15 protein-coding genes and 1 other annotated feature (1 of these 16 running past the window's edge) are annotated in these 17,900 nt (G+C 39.6%); of the genes, 9 read left to right on the top strand and 6 right to left on the bottom strand.

Annotated features, from left to right (window positions below; all coding sequences use genetic code 11):
• The first annotated feature begins 273 nt into the window (after positions 1–273).
• From L2737_RS01760 to L2737_RS01740, 5 genes are all read left to right on the top strand, one after another.
• Positions 274–2,640 carry a phosphoketolase family protein gene (locus L2737_RS01760; protein WP_102529785.1) on the top strand — a complete coding sequence of 789 codons (2,367 nt, stop codon included), beginning with the start codon at positions 274–276 and terminating at the stop codon, positions 2,638–2,640.
• A 339-nt stretch (positions 2,641–2,979) separates the two neighbouring features.
• On the top strand, positions 2,980–4,098 hold the full coding sequence (locus L2737_RS01755) for an OmpA family protein (protein WP_248954540.1): 1,119 nt from the start codon (positions 2,980–2,982) through the stop codon (positions 4,096–4,098).
• Between the two features lie 305 nt (positions 4,099–4,403).
• Positions 4,404–5,357 (top strand): transaldolase, encoded by a 954-nt coding sequence (gene tal, locus L2737_RS01750; RefSeq protein ID WP_248954539.1) that lies wholly within the window; start codon positions 4,404–4,406, stop codon positions 5,355–5,357.
• A gap of 25 nt (positions 5,358–5,382) precedes the next feature.
• Positions 5,383–7,020, top strand: coding sequence for a glucose-6-phosphate isomerase (gene pgi / locus L2737_RS01745; RefSeq protein ID WP_248954538.1), 1,638 nt, complete (start codon positions 5,383–5,385; stop codon positions 7,018–7,020).
• A gap of 199 nt (positions 7,021–7,219) precedes the next feature.
• Positions 7,220–7,405, top strand: a complete 186-nt coding sequence (locus L2737_RS01740) for a DUF3545 family protein (RefSeq protein WP_055025622.1) — start codon at positions 7,220–7,222, stop codon at positions 7,403–7,405.
• An 86-nt stretch (positions 7,406–7,491) separates the two neighbouring features.
• Here L2737_RS01740 and L2737_RS01735 read toward each other — a convergent pair whose 3' ends face one another.
• The 4 genes from L2737_RS01735 to thrA form a co-directional block, all read right to left on the bottom strand.
• Positions 7,492–8,034, bottom strand: coding sequence for a hemerythrin domain-containing protein (locus tag L2737_RS01735; protein ID WP_229368153.1), 543 nt, complete (start codon positions 8,032–8,034; stop codon positions 7,492–7,494).
• A gap of 209 nt (positions 8,035–8,243) precedes the next feature.
• The gene (thrC, locus tag L2737_RS01730; RefSeq protein ID WP_248954537.1) at positions 8,244–9,527 is read right to left on the bottom strand and encodes a threonine synthase; all 1,284 of its coding nucleotides are present in this window, start codon (positions 9,525–9,527) and stop codon (positions 8,244–8,246) included.
• A 29-nt stretch (positions 9,528–9,556) separates the two neighbouring features.
• On the bottom strand, positions 9,557–10,489 hold the full coding sequence (thrB, locus tag L2737_RS01725) for a homoserine kinase (RefSeq protein WP_248954536.1): 933 nt from the start codon (positions 10,487–10,489) through the stop codon (positions 9,557–9,559).
• Positions 10,486–12,954 (bottom strand): bifunctional aspartate kinase/homoserine dehydrogenase I, encoded by a 2,469-nt coding sequence (gene thrA / locus L2737_RS01720; RefSeq protein WP_102529673.1) that lies wholly within the window; start codon positions 12,952–12,954, stop codon positions 10,486–10,488. The genes thrB and thrA overlap by 4 nt, the downstream gene beginning before the upstream one ends.
• 692 nt (positions 12,955–13,646) lie before the next feature.
• Here thrA and slyD point away from each other — a divergent pair.
• Positions 13,647–14,204: a peptidylprolyl isomerase gene (gene slyD, locus L2737_RS01715; RefSeq protein ID WP_248954535.1), complete on the top strand. Its 558-nt coding sequence runs from the start codon at positions 13,647–13,649 to the stop codon at positions 14,202–14,204.
• Between the two features lie 310 nt (positions 14,205–14,514).
• Complete coding sequence (locus L2737_RS01710) at positions 14,515–14,904, top strand: hypothetical protein (RefSeq protein ID WP_248954534.1); 390 nt, start codon at positions 14,515–14,517, stop codon at positions 14,902–14,904.
• A gap of 52 nt (positions 14,905–14,956) precedes the next feature.
• Here the strand turns inward: L2737_RS01710 and trpR are convergent, their stop codons facing one another.
• A complete protein-coding gene (trpR, locus tag L2737_RS01705; protein WP_102529676.1) occupies positions 14,957–15,235 on the bottom strand; it encodes a trp operon repressor in 279 nt (92 codons plus the stop codon).
• A gap of 207 nt (positions 15,236–15,442) precedes the next feature.
• Between trpR and L2737_RS01700 the strand changes: the two genes are divergently transcribed.
• Positions 15,443–15,892, top strand: coding sequence for a c-type cytochrome (locus L2737_RS01700; RefSeq protein ID WP_248954533.1), 450 nt, complete (start codon positions 15,443–15,445; stop codon positions 15,890–15,892).
• 174 nt (positions 15,893–16,066) lie between these two features.
• Here the strand turns inward: L2737_RS01700 and L2737_RS01695 are convergent, their stop codons facing one another.
• The gene (locus L2737_RS01695) at positions 16,067–16,747 is read right to left on the bottom strand and encodes a cytochrome b/b6 domain-containing protein (RefSeq protein ID WP_248954532.1); all 681 of its coding nucleotides are present in this window, start codon (positions 16,745–16,747) and stop codon (positions 16,067–16,069) included.
• 549 nt (positions 16,748–17,296) lie between these two features.
• Between L2737_RS01695 and hpf the strand changes: the two genes are divergently transcribed.
• Entirely contained in the window at positions 17,297–17,650 is a 354-nt protein-coding gene (gene hpf, locus L2737_RS01690) for a ribosome hibernation-promoting factor, HPF/YfiA family (RefSeq protein WP_102529679.1), read from the top strand.
• Between the two features lie 172 nt (positions 17,651–17,822).
• Positions 17,823–17,900: a sequence feature (Phe leader region), on the top strand (it continues 41 nt past the right edge of the window).

The raw sequence follows: 17,900 nt of genomic DNA, 5'->3' as shown, positions 1-17,900 counted from the left end.
CGATTTTTTCGGAGCAAAAAACTAGCATAGATGATCTGAACCGTCAGGTGATCTTTATCACATTTATCTAATTACTCACCTTTCCCCTCATCACAAATAACATTCTTAGGTCCTGAAGCCTAAAAGAATTAACACTAAATCAACCTGCGCCCATTTTTTTAATAAAAACATTTAATAAAAACTTAGACAAAGACCACATTATTGCAACGATTTAAAGAATACAGTGTTCTCATTAAAGGTTAAATGAATTTTACTTTACACATTGAGGTCAATATGACGCATGCAAATGAAATCACGTCGCTAAAGAAATTTGTTCGAGCTACAAATTTCCTCGCTACTTCTCAAATCTACCTAAAACAAAATGTATTATTTAAAAGAGATTTGAAACACGAAGACATCAAACCACGACTACTTGGCCATTGGGGTACATGCCCTGGTATCAACTTTGTCTATGCCAACGTCAATCGACTTATTGTAAAACATCAAAGAGATTTCATTTATCTTGTCGGTCCAGGTCACGGTTTTCCAGCAGTTCAGGCAAACTTGTTTGTGGAAGGTTCATTAAGCCACTTTTACCCAGAAACAATTCCATATAATGAAGCTGGGATCGAAGACATCTGTAAAAAGTTCTCTGCTGCTTACGGCTACCCTTCTCATGCAAACCCTGAAGCACCAGGTCAAATACTTGAAGGTGGCGAATTAGGTTACTCGTTGTCAGTTGCTTGGGGCGCTGTGCTTGATAACCCTAATTTAATTGCTGCTTGTCTCGTCGGTGATGGCGAATCAGAAACAGGCCCTCTTGCAGCATCTTGGTATGCAAACCGTTTAGTCGATCCCGCTACCAATGGTGCTGTACTTCCTATTGTCCATATTAATGGTTATAAGATCTCTGGTCCGACTCGCATGGGTCGCATGGATCATGAAGAACTGGATTTAGAATTTCGTGGTTTAGGTTACCATCCTATTATTGTTGATGATGAACTTGAAGAAGACGTATTTGAACAAATGGCCAAAGCCATGGACCTTTCTTACGAGATGATCAATGACATTCAAACTCGTGCTAGAAATGGTGAAGATGTATGTAAACCCCGCTGGCCAGTGATTTTAATGCGTACAGCCAAAGGTTGGACGGGGACCGCTGAACATGGCGGCAAAAAACTTGAAGGCAACTGCGAGTCACATCAAGTTATCGTTAATAAATGTGCAACTGACCCTAGTCATTTAACCGCGTTAAACGAGTGGTTAGACAGCTACAAATTTGACGAGTTGTGTGACATCAACGCTGAAGGTGAAATTACCTTTGATAAAGACATTCAATCTCTGATCCCACCTAAACATCTTTGTTGTGGCCGTCAGCATTTGAGCTACGGCGGCGAAATTGTACGCGCGCTTGCGCAACCAGATCTTAAAAAGCTCAGCTATGGCCCTGAGACGCCTCGTGGTTCTCGCGGTGTTTCAATGTATAAAATGGGTGAATGGATGCGTGATGCATTCAAATTAAATCGCGACCAACGTAACCTACGTATCTTTAGCCCAGATGAAACATACTCTAACCAGTTGCAAGCGGTCTTCGAAGAAACAGATCGTGCTTGGCAATGGCCAATCAAGAGCTGGGATCAAGACATGGCTCGCGACGGTCGTGTGATTGAGCTACTCTCAGAGAACTTACTCTTTGGGATGATGCATGGTTACACTGTCACAGGTCGTCATGCAATGTTCCCGACCTATGAAGCTTTCTCACAAGTCGTTTCATCAATGGCAGACCAATACTGTAAATATGTATATGCAAGCCAAGGAGTGCACTTCCGTAAACCTGTACCTTCTTGTAATGTGGTACTGTCTTCATTACTAGAGCGTCAAGATCACAATGGCTACTCTCATCAAAACCCTTCTTTCTTAGGGGCAATGTTAGAAAAGCACCCTGACATTATCTCTGCTTATTTACCTGCAGATGGTAATACTACACTTACCTATACAGAACGTGCTTATGAAGACCGCGATAAATTGAATATTTTAGTCGCAGGTAAAAAAGACTTACCTCAATGGTTGTCACTTGATGAGTCACGTAAACAAACTGAAGATGGTGTAATGGTTTGGGATTTCGCTTCAGATGAAAACCCGGATGTCGTGCTTGCTGGTTGTGGTGATTACGTCACCCAAGAATGTATGGCATCACTGGTACTCATCCGAGAACTATTACCAAGAGTGCGGATCCGCTTTGTTAGCGTTACCGAATTAAATAGTAATGGCTTAGGCAGTAGAGCATTCCAAAATAAACCTTGGATGATGGACGAAATCTTTACTGAAGATAAAGGCGTAGTATTTAACTACCATGGTTACCCAAATACAATTAAGAAATTGGTCTTTGATTATAAAGGTAGCCGCCGTTTCAGAATTAAAGGTTATGAAGAAGAAGGTTCAACGACAACGCCATTTGATATGGGCGTTCGTAATGGCACATCACGCTACCATTTAGTGATTGATATGGCCTATAAGCTGTTCCAACAAGGTGTAATAGATGAAACACAGCACGTGGCTATCACCACAGACATGCTGCAGCGATTAGTTGAACACCGTAACTACATCAAAGCTAACGGTGTTGACCCTAAAGAAATTGAAAACTGGGTTTGGACCCGTTAACTACCCATTTCTATTTAAACAACTCACGAAAGCGCCTAAGGGCGCTTTTTTTTGTGATTGCTTTTAAAGACCTCAAATTTATGTGAATCAATAAAAATATCAGTAAAAAATGAGAGAATACGATTTTGACATAGCACAACAATCTCAACAAGCAAGCAATATAATTCACTACAAATTACAACATTATGCTTTTTTACTATGGAAAACCATTGAATTTACGACGATAATTACGCTGCTGACAAAAACATAATAGGAACACCACATAAGCGTCGGCGGCACATGTCATAAACAACTCATTTACATGTGTTTTGGTGAAGTAACATAACAATGGACTTATACATGATGAAGAACACATTAAAAGTAGTATTACTCACCTCACTGTTACCTTTTGCTGCTGTTGCAGAGCAAGAGTTAACGCCGTGGTACGTTGGTGGTGGTTTAGGTATCAATAACTACGAGCCTAACTGTGACCTTAAAACAATGAAAATTTGTGGCGAAGATGACCCATATGCATGGGATGTTTTCGGTGGTTATTTATTCAATGATTACTTTGGTGTTGAGCTTGGCTACCGTGACCTAGGCCGAGCTGAATGGACTGATTATAGTAATAAACGTAATGATGTCGGCGCTAGAGGCATGACATTAGGTTTAGCGGCGTTTATGCCAATTGCAGAAAAGTGGAGTTTATCAGCAGAAGCTGGTGCAATGAACTACCTAATTTCAAATAAAAAGAACTACAACACAGAGTACTACAGTGACAGTGGTATTGCTCCATACGTGGGTGTCGGTGTTGGTTATAACTTTACTGAAAACTTAAAGTTACAAGCGAAATACCGTCGTTATGAAAACCTTGATGACGACAAGTACAATACCTTAGATATGGAAAGTAACTACTGGGGACTTGAGCTTAGCTACCGCTTTGGCACTGAAAAGCCAGCGGCTGTTGTCGCACCTGTTGCTGTAGCAGCAGTTGTTGCTGCACCAATCGATTCTGATAATGATGGTGTTACTGATGACAAAGACATGTGTCCTGATACGCCGTCGACTCATAAGGTCGATGCGCAAGGATGTACTATCTATGAAGATGCCCCAATTTCTTCACGCATGGAAGGTGTATATTTCGACAACGATTCTGCAGTATTGAAACCTGAATCATACGATCGTCTTGAGAAAGGCGCGAAATACTTAAAAGAAAATCAACATACTACAGCTGTAATTGAAGGTCATGCTTCACTTGTAGGTAACGCTGATTACAATATGAACTTATCAGAACAACGTGCTCAAGCTGTTGTTGATGCACTAGTTAATAAATATGGCATTGATGCAAGCCGTTTAAAAGCTGTTGGTTTTGGTGAGGATAATCCATTAATGGAAGGAACATCTGCAGAAGCTAACAAGCAAAACCGTCGTATTGACGCTGTTGTTAGTGGTGCAGAGAAACGCCCTGTACTAAAATAATCACAGAACTGTGGTACTAGATTAAAAAGTCGCTGCTTACAGCGACTTTTTTATTTTAAAACTTTCATCATACAAATAAAAAATGGTAACTCTTTATATTTACTAAGTTAAATTGGCTTTATACATTAGTAAATTGGCTTTACTACCAATAGATTCAGGTATTAAATGACATGTTTTACTTTTAAATCGCTCTGAATGGCATTTTTTATGTAATTTTTTTACAAATTGTATTGGAAAATACAGTAAAATCGCATCTAATATCCGCATTGAACAAAATAACTTTGTTACTTGAGAGGGAAATTTCCATGGCGAACACGTTAGCTCAACTTAAAGCACTGACAACCATCGTTGCAGACACTGGCGACATCGAAGCAATTAAACGTTACCAACCTGAAGATGCAACCACCAACCCTTCTCTGATTTTAAAAGCTGCACAAATTCCTGAATACGCACCGCTCATTGATGATGCAATTGCTTGGGCTAAAGCTCAGTCAAATGATGTTGCACAACAAGTAGAAGATGCAGGCGATAAATTAGCGGTCAATATCGGCGTAGAAATTTTAAAAATTGTTCCTGGTCGTATCTCAACAGAAGTTGATGCACGTCTTTCATTTGATAAAGCAGGCTCAATTGAAAAAGCACATAAACTTATCAAGCTTTATAAAGAAGCGGGTATCGATCAATCTCGCATTCTGATTAAGCTTGCTTCAACCTGGGAAGGCATTTGCGCCGCTAAGCAGCTTGAGCAAGAAGGCATCAACTGTAACCTGACCTTATTATTTAGCTTTGCTCAAGCTCGAGCTTGTGCTGAAGCCGGTGTTTACCTTATTTCACCGTTTGTAGGTCGTATCTTAGATTGGTACAAAAAAGACACAGGTCTTGATTACACTGCAGAAACAGACCCTGGTGTTGTATCAGTAACTGAAATCTACAACTACTACAAACGTCATGGTTATAACACTGTTGTTATGGGCGCAAGCTTCCGTAATATCGGCGAGATCATTGAGCTTGCAGGTTGCGATCGTTTAACGATTGGCCCTGCATTACTAGAAGAATTAGCTAACAGCGACGTAGCGATTACTCAAAAGCTAACAACTACAACTTCAGTTGAAGCAGCGCCAACACCGCTGACTGAAGCTGAGTTCCGCTGGGAGTATAACCAAGACCCTATGGCAGTGGATAAACTTGCTGAAGGTATACGTAACTTTGCTATTGACCAAGGAAAACTAGAGGTCATGTTAAACGAGAAACTTGGCTAAATCCAAATTCAATGGAGTGATTTGCATGACACATTTAACGCAGAGTAATACCTGGCAGCAGTTATCTCAAAATGCAGCAGCATTACCACATATGCGCGACCTGTTTGCTCAAAACCCTTCAAGGTTTGAGCAACTTAGTGTTAAAGACTGCGGTTTACTATTAGATTACTCTAAAAACCGCGTTAATGATGAAACCCTTACCTTGCTGTTTAAGTTAGCTGAAGAAGTAAACTTAAGTGATAAAATTGCAGCAATGTTTAACGGCGATATTATTAATAATACTGAAGGACGCGCGGTATTGCATACCGCACTTCGCAGCAAGCCTGAGCAAGTCATTATGGCTGAAGGCTGTGATATTGTTCCTGAAGTGCAACAGACCTTAGCCAAAATGACACAATTTGTTGAATCCGTTCAACAAGGTCACTGGAAAGGACATACCGGAAAAGCCATTACTGATATCGTCAGTATTGGTATTGGTGGTTCTTTTTTAGGGCCAAAAATTGTCTCTCAAGCACTTCGTCCATATTGGGTTAAGGGCCTAAATTGTCATTTTGTCGCCAATGTTGATGCAAGCTCTATATGTGAAAAGCTTAAACTTTTAGATGCCGAAACTACTTTGTTCGTGATGTCTTCTAAGTCGTTTGGCACACAAGAGACTTTAACCAACACTCTGAGTGCCAAAGACTGGTTCCTTGCAAATGGTGGCTCTCAAGCAGATGTAGCCAAGCACTTTGTTGCAGTCACTTCAAATGTCGTTAAAGCAACTGACTTTGGTATTGACGCGAGTAACATTTTCCCTATGTGGGATTGGGTTGGCGGTCGCTATTCATTATGGTCTGCAATCGGATTACCCATCGCACTACTAGTAGGTATGGATAACTTTAAGCAACTGCTTGATGGTGCCCACCAGATGGATAACCACTTTGCCAACGCCCCATTTGAGCAAAATATGCCAGTGATCATGGGCATGCTGTCTGTGCTATATGGTAACTTTCATCATGCTCAATCTCATGTTGTACTCACTTACGATCACTATTTGCGTGGCTTACCAGCTTACTTCCAGCAACTTGATATGGAAAGTAACGGTAAATCAGTCATGTTAGATGGCACTGAAGTTGACTTCAGCACAGGTCCCGTAATTTGGGGCGGTGAAGGAACCAATGGTCAACATGCTTATCATCAATTATTGCATCAAGGTACTGCATTAATTCCAGCTGATTTCATTATGCCTTTGCAAAGTCACAATCCATTAGGCGAGCATCACAACCAGCTTGCTTCTAATTGTTTTGGGCAAACTCAAGCATTAATGCAAGGACGCACATTTGATGAAGCATTGGCTGAGTTATCAGGTAAGCATTTACCTGATAGTGAAAAAGCACTTATCTCTAAACATAAAGTGATGACGGGCAATAAGCCAAGTAACACCTTATTAATGGATAAATTGACTCCGAGCACCTTAGGTTCACTCATCGCACTTTATGAGCACAGAACCTTCGTACAGGGCGCTATATGGCAAATAAACTCATTTGACCAATGGGGTGTAGAGCTCGGTAAGTTGCTAGGCAATGATGTACTTGATCGGATTGGCGCTGAAAATGACGCTTCCGAACTAGATTCTTCCAGTAATGCATTAATTAATTTATATCGACAAGGTCAGATATAAACACTAAAAAAGCCAGCGCAAGCTGGCTTTTTTGTATGTGGTTCATGCAACTCGGTAGCAGATGTCACTATTTTATCCAGTCCAGCTTCATTAAACCGTCAGACCCCCTTAACAATAATGAAACATAACTATTGCACTATAGCGAAGAAATATGATACTTATTTGCATAGAGACATCATAATAACAAGGGAGGTTTACCATGGATCGATTAGACTATGGTGGTGCGCTAGACCAAGTTGTTGAAAGACCAACTCGCTCAAAAAGCTCGAACAAAAAACGTAAATGGCGGGAGATAGAAGCGTTAAAGGACAAACAGCGTCTACTAAAAGAACTTCAAGACATTGATACAAGTTTTGATTTTGACTTTGAAACTATGCCACTTTAGGCATAAACAGCCAACTGCATATTTATTCAGTTATAGAAGTAAAAAAAGAGCGCCTTAGGCGCTCTTTTTGTATCTAAATTGTTAAATCAACTTTTGTCAGCATGAAAGATATGCTCTCTAAGCTCATCAAATATCGTCTCGTCATTATCACTGAATAACGGATCTTCGACCAATTGTTTATCGCATTGTGACTTAATCTTTAGCCAGTCTTCTTCTTTCAGTTGTTTAGCGAACAAAGGAAATAACTCTGTTTCTTCATACTGCATATGCTTTTGTTGAATTTCTACATAAGCCTGCAGGTCAGTCACCAGTTTTTCTCTTGAAATGACTACGTCTGATAAGATTAAATTCAAACTATACATTAACGCGCCAGAATACTCAGCGAGGCGGCTATGCTCTTCGTGTAATTGTGTATTACATGGACTAGAAAACTTTTTCACAAAGTAATCATACGTAATGTCTTCTAAAGGATGATGACTATGCTCAGCATAAACTTGCATATATTCGACAACATCTCTGATAAGCGCAAAATTAACCGCTTCTCCTTCAGAAAGTTTGATGTTTTTCTTCGCTAATACATCAAGTAAGATAGCAATATGCTTATGATCATTCATAAGCCTTTTCAGTATCATCTTATCCATTATCACCATTCCCTCATGTATAAAGATTAAGCAAACATTGAATATATTCAATCTACACTAGTGGTATTGATGATGTTATGACGAAGATCATAAAATAGAAATTTTTCAAAAAAGCCATTTAAAACAAAGAAAAAGAAATATTAAAAATAAAAAAGCACCCAAAAGTGCTTTTGTAGTTACACACAAATTTAGCCTTTTTAAGTTAAGGTTTTAAATAAGTGCGTTTTAAGTTGTTCAAAATCAGCCGCTATTTGTGCGGATAAAATAGGTTTATCAACCACAGCTTCAAGCTCTGGGGGTAAAGGCAGATTGATATTTAATTGCACATCGACCACATCTTTAAATTTAGCAGGGTGTGCGGTGCCTAAAAATATTCCGGTTTCCCCAGCCTTAAGTTCACTTGATAAGGCTTGGGCTGCAATCGCTGCGTGCGGTTCTGATTGATAACCTAATTGATATAACTCAGCTAACGCAGCAGACGTTTGTGCCTCTGTTAAGGCTAAACCTGTGATTGATGATAAAGGCCAACCCATCGCTTCACAAATGGCCTCAACGCGCGGCCAGTTTGATGGTTCTGAAACATCCATCGCGTTTGACATCGTGGCTACAGTCGAATTTGGCGCCCAATCGCCTGCGGCTAAATAGCGCGGTACTGTGTCATTAGAGTTAGTGGCTGCAATAAAGCGCTTAACCGGTAACCCCATTGCCTTTGCAAATAGACCTGCGGTTAAGTTGCCAAAGTTACCACTGGGTACTGATATAACAACTTCATCATCACTATGACGTTTAGCTTGCGCAACAGCTTCGAAGTAATAACAAATTTGCGCTAATAAGCGACTGATATTAATAGAGTTGGCAGAATTCAAATGCAAGCCATCACGAATGTCACTATCATCAAAAGCTTGTTTAACTAACGTCTGGCAATCATCGAAATCAGAAGTCACAGCGACAGTGTGGATATTCTTACCTAACGTCGTGAACATCTTTTCTTGCAGTTCACTAATTTTACCCTTGGGGTACATCACCACGACTTGAACGGCATCTAAACCGTAAAAAGCATCAGCAACTGCAGCGCCAGTATCGCCAGAAGTTGCCGTTAATATAGTTAACTTATTATCGCCTGCGAGTAAATTAACGCACTGAGCCATAAAACGGGCACCGAAATCTTTAAAAGCTAACGTAGGGCCGTGAAATAACTCAAGACAAGCACGATTGTCGTCAGCTTTGACTAGAGGTGCATCAAATGTAAACGCATGATCAACTAATTTATCTACACTTTCTTGCCCCAATTCACTTGCAAGCCAAGCACCTAGGATACGCTTACTTCGCGCAGCAAAGGGGAGAGCCAATAACTCGTCCATATTTTCAAGCACAGGAATAGACTTAGGAAAAAATAACCCTCTATCTTTACCTAGTCCTAACTGTACTGCTTCACTGAAATTCACGACTTGTGAAGGATGCTTTAAATTATATAATTCCATTTTGAACGCCTTTATAAAATAATTCAGTATTAAACCCGACGAGTTCCAGACTCATCCAGTTTACAGACATGGGCAAAACCACCAGCCTCAGATAAATAATGTTGCTCAAGCCACACTTGAGCAGCTTGGGCTGTTTCAAGAGAGTCAGTCACAGAGAATAACGTCGGGCCACTACCCGAGATGCCAGTCGTTAACATGCCTAATTTTTCAAGCTCACTACGCGCATCTGTGTAACCCGGAATAGCTTCTGCTCGATAAGGTTCAGCCATGACATCTTTAAGCACTGCAATGGCCAAATAAGCATCTTGCTGATAGCTCGCATGCACAAATGCACTTAAATGACGTGCAAAATCAATTGCTACTGATTTGTCATATTGACTTGGTAATAGTTCACGCATTTTAGCGGTAGATAATGAAATACCAGGATAAGCGACAACCCAATACCACTGCTTAAAACTTGGGATAGTTGCGCACACTTGCTTAGGCGTATTTAACATTAACTGCATACCGCCCAAGTAACATGGCGCGACATTATCAAAATGCACACTACCAGAAATCATTCCCTCGAACTCACCCATTAGAAGTAATAAAGCTTGTTCATCAAATGGTTGTTCAAAATGTTCGTTGAGTGCGTAAAGCGCAGCGACAACTGAGCTTGCGCTCGAACCTAAGCCACTGCCAACCGGTAAGTTTTTTTCTAAATCAATAACAACACCTTGAGTGCTATTTAGCTTTTCTAGGAAAAATTCAGCACATTGATAAACAATATTTTGCTTACCGTCTTCAGGTAACTTATGTGCCCATGGCCCTGTTTGCGAATAATGAACACCAGAATCTGCAGCCTCAATCATCACTCTGTCACCCAATAAGCTGCCATCAATTGGCGCGAGTGCTGCGCCGAGTAAGTCATAACCTACCCCGACATTGCCCATAGAGGCTGGCGCATAAACCGTTATGCTCATAAGCCCACCTCACGCGTCCAGTTGAGTGTTCTAAGCACGTCAGCAAAAGCACCTGCAGCAGTAACATCTGTTCCTGCGCCATAACCTCTTAGTACAAATGGAATAGGTTGATAATAACGACTGTAAAATGCCAATGCATTCTCGCCACCTTTGACGCTGTATAGGGGATCTGTCGCATCGACTTCTGCAATACGGACATAGCATTTTCCTGACTCAATCTGACCAACATAACGCAGCACTTTACCTTCAGCTTTGGCCGTTTCTACACGGGCGCTCACTTCAGCGTCCAATTTCGGTAGGTTGCTCATAAAGGTGTCAATATCACCTGAATCATCGAATGAGCTAGGTAAAACGGACTCTACGTTAATGTCTTCAAGCTCTAACTCCATGCCAACTTCACGAGCTAAGATCAGCACTTTACGTGCGACATCCATACCGCTTAAATCTTCACGAGGATCCGGCTCAGTAAAGCATTTCTCGCGGGCTATTGAGGTTGCAGCAGATAGACTCATCCCTTCATCTAACATACCAAAGATGTAAGAGAGTGAACCCGATAAAATACCGTTAAAACGTTGCAGTTTATCACCGGCATATAAGAGCTTTTTCAGATTATCGATAACTGGGAGCCCTGCTCCTACGGTGGTTTCATATAAAAACTGGCGACGCTGTAATAGTGCTGTAGTACGAAGCTGTTGGTAATATTGATAATCACGCGTATTGGCTTTCTTGTTAGGGGTTACCACATGAAAACCAGCATTCATAGCATCGACATATCTGTCTGACACCAGTTCACTTGAAGTACAGTCAACCAATACAGGGTTCAACAACTGTTGCTCTTTGCCCCAATTAAAGAGTTCAGTTAAATCATATTGGGTATCACAATCTGCAAGTAATGCCTGCCAATTAGCTAAATCAACCCCATCACTGTTGAGTAGCATTTTTCGTGAGTTGGCAATACCACAAACACGCATAGTAATATGTTGCTCTTTAAGCATCGCAGCTTGTTGTTTGATTTGTTCTAACAAACCAGCGCCAACATTACCTGCACCGACTAAAAACACATCAAGGTATTGCTGCACATCAAAGAATGCTTGATGACAAGCTGCAATGGCGTGTTTTGTTTTTCGCTGTTGAATTACCGTTGAAATTGAGCGCTCTGAAGAGCCCTGTGCAATCGCAACAATGTTCACGCTTGCCTTTGCCAGTGCACTGAAGAATTTCGCTGCAGCGCCCTTATGAGTCTTCATACCATCGCCAATTAATGACACAATAGCTAAGTCTTGTCTTAATTCAATTGGCTCTAATAACTCAGATTGAATCTCTAATTCAAATTCAAGTTCAAGTGCTTGCTTAGCCTTTTCAGCTTCATCAGTATTAACACAAAAGCTAATACTGTATTCAGATGAACTTTGAGTAATTAAGGAGACAGAAATACCACTTCGAGAGATGGCTTCAAGCGTACGGCTAGCCATACCAACCATGCCTTTCATGCCTGGGCCTGAAATATTAAACATGGTTTGGTTATCAAGATTAGATATAGCTTTAACTTGTAAACCGGTTTTATCAACCTCATTGGATACCAAAGTACCTGGTGCAGAAGGGTTAAAACTGTTTTTGATATAACAAGGTATATGATATTGAGCAATGGGGGCGATAGTCTTAGGGTGAAGTACTTTAGCGCCAAAATATGACAATTCCATCGCTTCTTGATAGCTCAATTGTTCAAGTAGTTTTGCGTCCGTCACCACACGAGGATCTGTATTGTATACGCCATCAACATCGGTCCAAATTTCACAGCTTGATGCATCTAAACAGGCAGCTAACACAGCAGCAGAATAGTCAGAGCCATTTCGGCCCAAAGTTACCGTTTTTCCCTGTTCATTTGCTGCAGTAAACCCTGGCATGATCCACACTCTTGCATCAGCTAGCTGAAGCGCAGCAAAGCGTGGCTTACTGACACTGATATCGACTACTGACTCTAACGCTTTACCGTGTGCTAAAAATAGCTTTGTTGGATCAAATTGTGCTGCGGTTAACGACTTAGCCAACATCACTTGTTCCATTAGCGCAGCAGACAAACGCTCACCAGAAACAACCACTTGCGCTTGCACATGATCTGGACACTCATTAAGCAGCTTAATCCCTGTTAGCTTGTCATTCCAATCATCAAGCTGGTTCGCTAACTTATTTTCTAGTAAATGTTTTTGTTCATGAGAAATTAACTCAGCAGCAGCTTGTTCAAACAAACCATTAAACACGGTTTCAATATGCGTCAATACCGCTGAATAATCTTCACCACGTTGAGCTAAATCAACTAGCTCAAGCAATCCATTCGTGACAGTCGCAGGAGCAGATAACACAGTTGCAATTGACTCTGTCTGCGCAGATTGCTCTATGATATCCGCAGCCATCAAAAAACGCTGCCAATTGGCTAACGAAGTCCCACCAAATTTCATTACTTTCATTTTCTACTCCCTTGACTCGCTAGCGCTAAGTTAAATTTAATTCCTAAATCATTATTTTTAAGTCTGAAAACAAAAAGCCCGCTTCTTTGTGGGAAGCGGGCTTGTTGTAAAAATCTTTAGGGTGTACTCAGCCCGCCCCCACAATGTTAATTGTGGTGGTTGTAATAATGGTAGCTACAACGTGGAACTGGATTTTCATCATGACACTCGATTAATTTTTATGTATTTGTTTTGAATTAATAATAGAATTGCTTTTTTACCTGCCTGTTGTCAACCCCTCAACATAGCTTTATTTGAACATGTATATTCCACATCAATCTAAATCAGCACCGAAATGAACTAAACCCTATATTTTATACAAAAATAACAAGCTTATAACGCCCACGGTAACACTTTACGTTAACGTAAGGTCAATTAATGAGAACTTAAAAATAACTTTATTACAACCACTTACAGCAACAGGCGGTCAAATAAAACTCACTAACCATCTAATAAGTCACTTACAACGCTAAAAAAGCATCAAGGTCACAAATGACAAATTTCAATAATCAAAGGCTCACTCACGATGATGAAATTGATTCATCTAACTGAATTTACAAAACATGTGATTGAATAAGCAAAAGCTGATACTGATCATTCCCCCCTACTATAAAAAGTATTATCATGCGCGCACATTATGAATTGGAGTCGTTATGAAAATCACAAAACATTCAGCAGTGACTATTCACTACCGTTTAACAGACCAAGATGGCCAGCTAATCGAAAGCTCATTTGAAGCAGAACCAATGGCTTATCTTCATGGTACTGAAGGCCTGATCCCAGGCTTAGAAGTCGAACTTGAAGGCAAAGTGGTTGGTGATAAATTTGACGCCAACATTCCTACTGAGCAAGCTTATGGTGAATACCATGAAGGGCTAAAGCAAGAAGTACCTTTAGAAGCGTTTGGTGATGTTGAAGATATCGTTCCTGGTATGCGTTTTATTGCTGAAACTGAAATGGGCCAACGTCCAGTTCAAGTAACTGAAGTTAAAGATAGTGTTGTCGTGGTTGATGGCAACCACCCATTAGCAGGTCAAGCATTAAACTTCAGTGTTGAAGTCATGGATATTCGCGAAGCAACAGCTGAAGAAGTCGCTCACGGACACATTCATGCAGCAGGCGGTTGTGGTCACGATCATGCTCAAGAACATGAACAATGTGATACAGAAAAGCCAGGTTGTGATGGTAATGGCGGCTGTGGCTGTCACTAATAGTGAAAAATAGCTAAGCCTGATTAAGCCTAATTCAATAACTTAGCTATAAACGACTAAACCGAAAGTTTGAAATCAAAGATACGTTAGCCAAATCCTTGGGTAACGTATTTTTTTTGCGTTATTATTCATATTAGTTGATTAACATTTACCTGCCTAAATGCAATCAGCTAACACTAATTTATTCACCCTTTGATTCTTAATAATACGTCGGTTAGCTATGACGTGTATTAATAGTAGGTACTAGATGAGGCTATAGACTTAGCCTAAAAAGACTTACTTATGATTAATCACAAGCGACGGAGTGCTTATGTTAATTAAACCGATTTATGAAATTTTGCCATTCACTTATATGATTATAGGTGCCGGAAGTGTTGCCTTGCTCAAAGAGCCCTACGCAATCATAGCCTCACTACTCGTCTTCTTTTATGGCGCTCATATTTGGAATCAACGATCTAAAAACCGTCGAACAGATAGAAAAAGAAAACGTATTGACGGGATATTACCTGAATCGATTTACGGATATTTACCATTCATCTATATCATGTCAGCAGGATTAATCTTTCGCTTTCTTCCAAAAGACTCTGGTGTTGTTATTTCTATATGTCTCTTTACTTATGGTACTTATGTACTGTTAAGAAGAATCAGCTACCGACATCATAAAATCCCAGGCGTACAAACGAGAGCAAAGTTTAACTAGCCGAATCTTAGATTAGACATAACTCATTAAGCAGCCATCAATCCAGTAATTATTAGTCAAGTAATAGTTGCTGGATTTTTTGTTTCTGTTCCGGCTGCATGTTTTTTAAATAATTTGAGCAACGCGTAATAGTCGCAATACTTACCTGATAGTCTGCAGAGATTTGCCTTTGACTTAAATCGCCTTGAAGAAGTAATTGGAACACTTTTAAGCGGCCAGCTACAGCACTACGCTCCTCTTCAGTTAATAACAATTGGAATAATATTCCTAATTCATCAGAATTTGGATAACTTAACACTTTCTCAACCACAGATTCCCAATTGGCTCGCATAACACTCTCTTTTAGTAATGCCTCAACAGTACAAAGTGTACCAATATTTCTTATCCAGCAATAAGAAAATTTAAAAATAATTTTATTTTTGAACATTTCACGAGATTACTTACAAATAGACACAAACAAGATTCGCACTCAGTTCAAATTTATGTGTAAAATGTGATTTAAACCACCGTCATATAATTAGAAAATAAGAGAAAACTTATGAAACACAAAATTTTTGCAATTGCTGTAAGCGCACTGCTCATCCCTACTGTTAATGCACATAACTTCGAAGATGCTAATGAAGCAATTGAATACCGTCAATCAGCCTTCAGCTTAATTCGCTACCAGTTCGGCGATATGGGCGCAATGCTAAAAGGTAAGAAGGATTTTGATTTAAACGTATTTCAAACCCGCGCGGCAAATTTAGCTGGTCTTGCAAATATTCCTCATGAAGGTTTTATCGACGGTTCAGATACAGGTGATACAGAAGCACTTGCTAAAATCTGGAGCAACAAAGCTGATTTCGATAGCCAAATGACCACTTTCCAAGAGAATGCGGCTAAATTAAATGTCGCAGCGCAAACTGGTGACAAAAAGCAAATTAAACAAGCTTTTGGCAATACAGGTAAAAGCTGTAAAGGTTGTCACGATATGTACAAGAAAGACTAAGCCTCTTTCAATAGAATGCCAGTGATTGAATAGATGATTAATCACAAGTAATAAAAAGCCCACTTTTGTGGGTTTTTTATTATTTAACAGACGCTACAGTTAAATGCTCAATTTAGCCTCAGTACAACTTATTTTTTAAGCTGATGTGAAATAAACAAGCTAGCCTTATTGCTGTTAAAGGTACGCTACAATCGGTGCGATCAACCAATAACCAATCACTAGACTAATAGCTGCAACGATAATGATAGCTAATACTGATGATGTCATTTTAGGTTCTTGAGATAACATATTATACTCTTTATCTGTCATTTTTTTATTCCCTGAAATCATCGCAGTCACTAAATTATTTCCTTTAATGGCATAAAGCAAAATGACTGAAATGTGGAGTACTATACAAGCTAGAATCACATTAAAATTGACTTTATGAAGCCAAGTAAACCAGGCACCTAGATCAGAAGAAACGGTTGAATATAAAGGGCCTTCGGTAAAAATATCATCACTAGAGAATAAACCACTAAACAGTTGTAAAGATAAAACTGTGAGCATGAATAATACCATGTAACCACCCAGTGGATTATGGCCAACGACAGTAGACTTATGCTTACCCGTAAGGTAATTCAAAACCTTTGTAGGTCCAGATACAAAGTCAGTAAAACGTGAAGTCTCACTGCCAACAATGCCCCACAAAAGCCTAAAAATAACTAACACCATCAGGCTATATGCACATATTTGATGCCACTCCATTTCGCCACTATCAGCTGTCCACCAAAGTGAAATCAATAAACCAACAGTTAGCCAATGAAATAATCGAGTGGGTATATCCCATACCTTAATTTTTTTTTGTTCTATACTCATATTATTCGCCGTTAATTCTATTCATGTTAAACGTAATCAATATTGTTCAATTATGATTATAAAGATACAGCACTAGCTCTCATAGGGTAGGAACGTAAAGAAAGGTAATTTATGTGTGAAAATTTCGTAGTTTGTAACAAGCGAAGTACTTTATACAGGGTGTAATAAACAATACATAACTTTTTGCACATAACCGTTAATGGGTCATCCTCAAGTCAACTATCATTTAGCTGAATTGAACATACATTATTGAGTTGGTCATTGCTTTAGAAATGAATTGATGAATTAGGCTATATAGGAATGAAGAGGAGTGTGAATTTAAACCAAAATTAACGAAGGTTTAGATTTCTCGTCCCTTGTTATTTATTCCAATATGAGCCTAATAAAATAAGATTACAAGGCTTTTAAGAGACTTTTTGCTCCATTTTGTCTAAGCGATCAAATATGAATCAAACAGATTAAAACAGCGATAAAAATGTGATTTAGATCACGATTTTTGTCTGTAAGCTTGGTAATCTGAATTCAAGCAAACAACAGAAGGTTCGAAATATGCTGAAAATCACTAGCAAGCAACTTGAAGTCACTGCACCAATTCTTGAACGCATCGAAGGACAGTTTGAAAAGTTAACACGACACGATATTCAATTAATAAACCCGCACGTCATCATCACTCAAGAAAAGCAGAGCTTTAAGATTGAGTCTTCTGTAGGCTTGCCAAGTGGAGAACTATTTGCCCAGGCGAAAAACGAGAACCTTTACGCAGCTATTACTGCAATGGGTAAAAAGCTGGAAAAACAGCTAAATCGCCTGACACATAAACCCCAATCTCAACGTCACGTTTCGCCAACAGCTGAAACGAATAATGATTTTGAGTATGACTATAAGGAGGAAACTGCAGCTTGACGATTTATTTACTGATTAACCAAGAGCGCATCCTCGGATGCGCTTTTTAATGCCTAATCATCTGCTAAGAAGCTAAATGATTACTGACATCCTCTCCCGACAGCAGAATATGAGCAATCTTCAGCATTATTTGATTGACACATTCTCCTTAGCCCTTTAGTTTTAATGTGATGAAAACATTTACTCAGAACGATTTTATTTTCTTTTTTATTCAGCCCCCTTATTGAGGCGGATTTTTTGTGTAAAAACG

The sequence above is a fragment of the Shewanella electrodiphila genome, assembly GCF_023283985.1.
Taxonomy (GTDB): Bacteria; Pseudomonadota; Gammaproteobacteria; order Enterobacterales; family Shewanellaceae; genus Shewanella; species Shewanella electrodiphila.
This window is presented reverse-complemented; position numbering and strand designations above follow the sequence as displayed.

Bases quoted from the DNA above. Each gene is read 5' to 3' on its own strand.
- thrB (WP_248954536.1), bottom strand. From the start codon at position 10,489: ATGAGCATAACGGTTTATGCGCCAGCCTCTATGGGCAATGTCGGGGTA.
- trpR (WP_102529676.1), bottom strand. From the start codon at position 15,235: ATGCGAGCCAATTGGGAATCTGTGGTTGAGAAAGTGTTAAGTTATCCA.
- pgi (WP_248954538.1), top strand. From the start codon at position 5,383: ATGACACATTTAACGCAGAGTAATACCTGGCAGCAGTTATCTCAAAAT.
- L2737_RS01740 (WP_055025622.1), top strand. From the start codon at position 7,220: ATGGATCGATTAGACTATGGTGGTGCGCTAGACCAAGTTGTTGAAAGA.
- tal (WP_248954539.1), top strand. From the start codon at position 4,404: ATGGCGAACACGTTAGCTCAACTTAAAGCACTGACAACCATCGTTGCA.
- L2737_RS01710 (WP_248954534.1), top strand. From the start codon at position 14,515: ATGTTAATTAAACCGATTTATGAAATTTTGCCATTCACTTATATGATT.
- L2737_RS01700 (WP_248954533.1), top strand. From the start codon at position 15,443: ATGAAACACAAAATTTTTGCAATTGCTGTAAGCGCACTGCTCATCCCT.
- thrC (WP_248954537.1), bottom strand. From the start codon at position 9,527: ATGGAATTATATAATTTAAAGCATCCTTCACAAGTCGTGAATTTCAGT.
- slyD (WP_248954535.1), top strand. From the start codon at position 13,647: ATGAAAATCACAAAACATTCAGCAGTGACTATTCACTACCGTTTAACA.
- thrA (WP_102529673.1), bottom strand. From the start codon at position 12,954: ATGAAAGTAATGAAATTTGGTGGGACTTCGTTAGCCAATTGGCAGCGT.
- L2737_RS01760 (WP_102529785.1), top strand. From the start codon at position 274: ATGACGCATGCAAATGAAATCACGTCGCTAAAGAAATTTGTTCGAGCT.
- L2737_RS01695 (WP_248954532.1), bottom strand. From the start codon at position 16,747: ATGAGTATAGAACAAAAAAAAATTAAGGTATGGGATATACCCACTCGA.
- L2737_RS01755 (WP_248954540.1), top strand. From the start codon at position 2,980: ATGATGAAGAACACATTAAAAGTAGTATTACTCACCTCACTGTTACCT.
- hpf (WP_102529679.1), top strand. From the start codon at position 17,297: ATGCTGAAAATCACTAGCAAGCAACTTGAAGTCACTGCACCAATTCTT.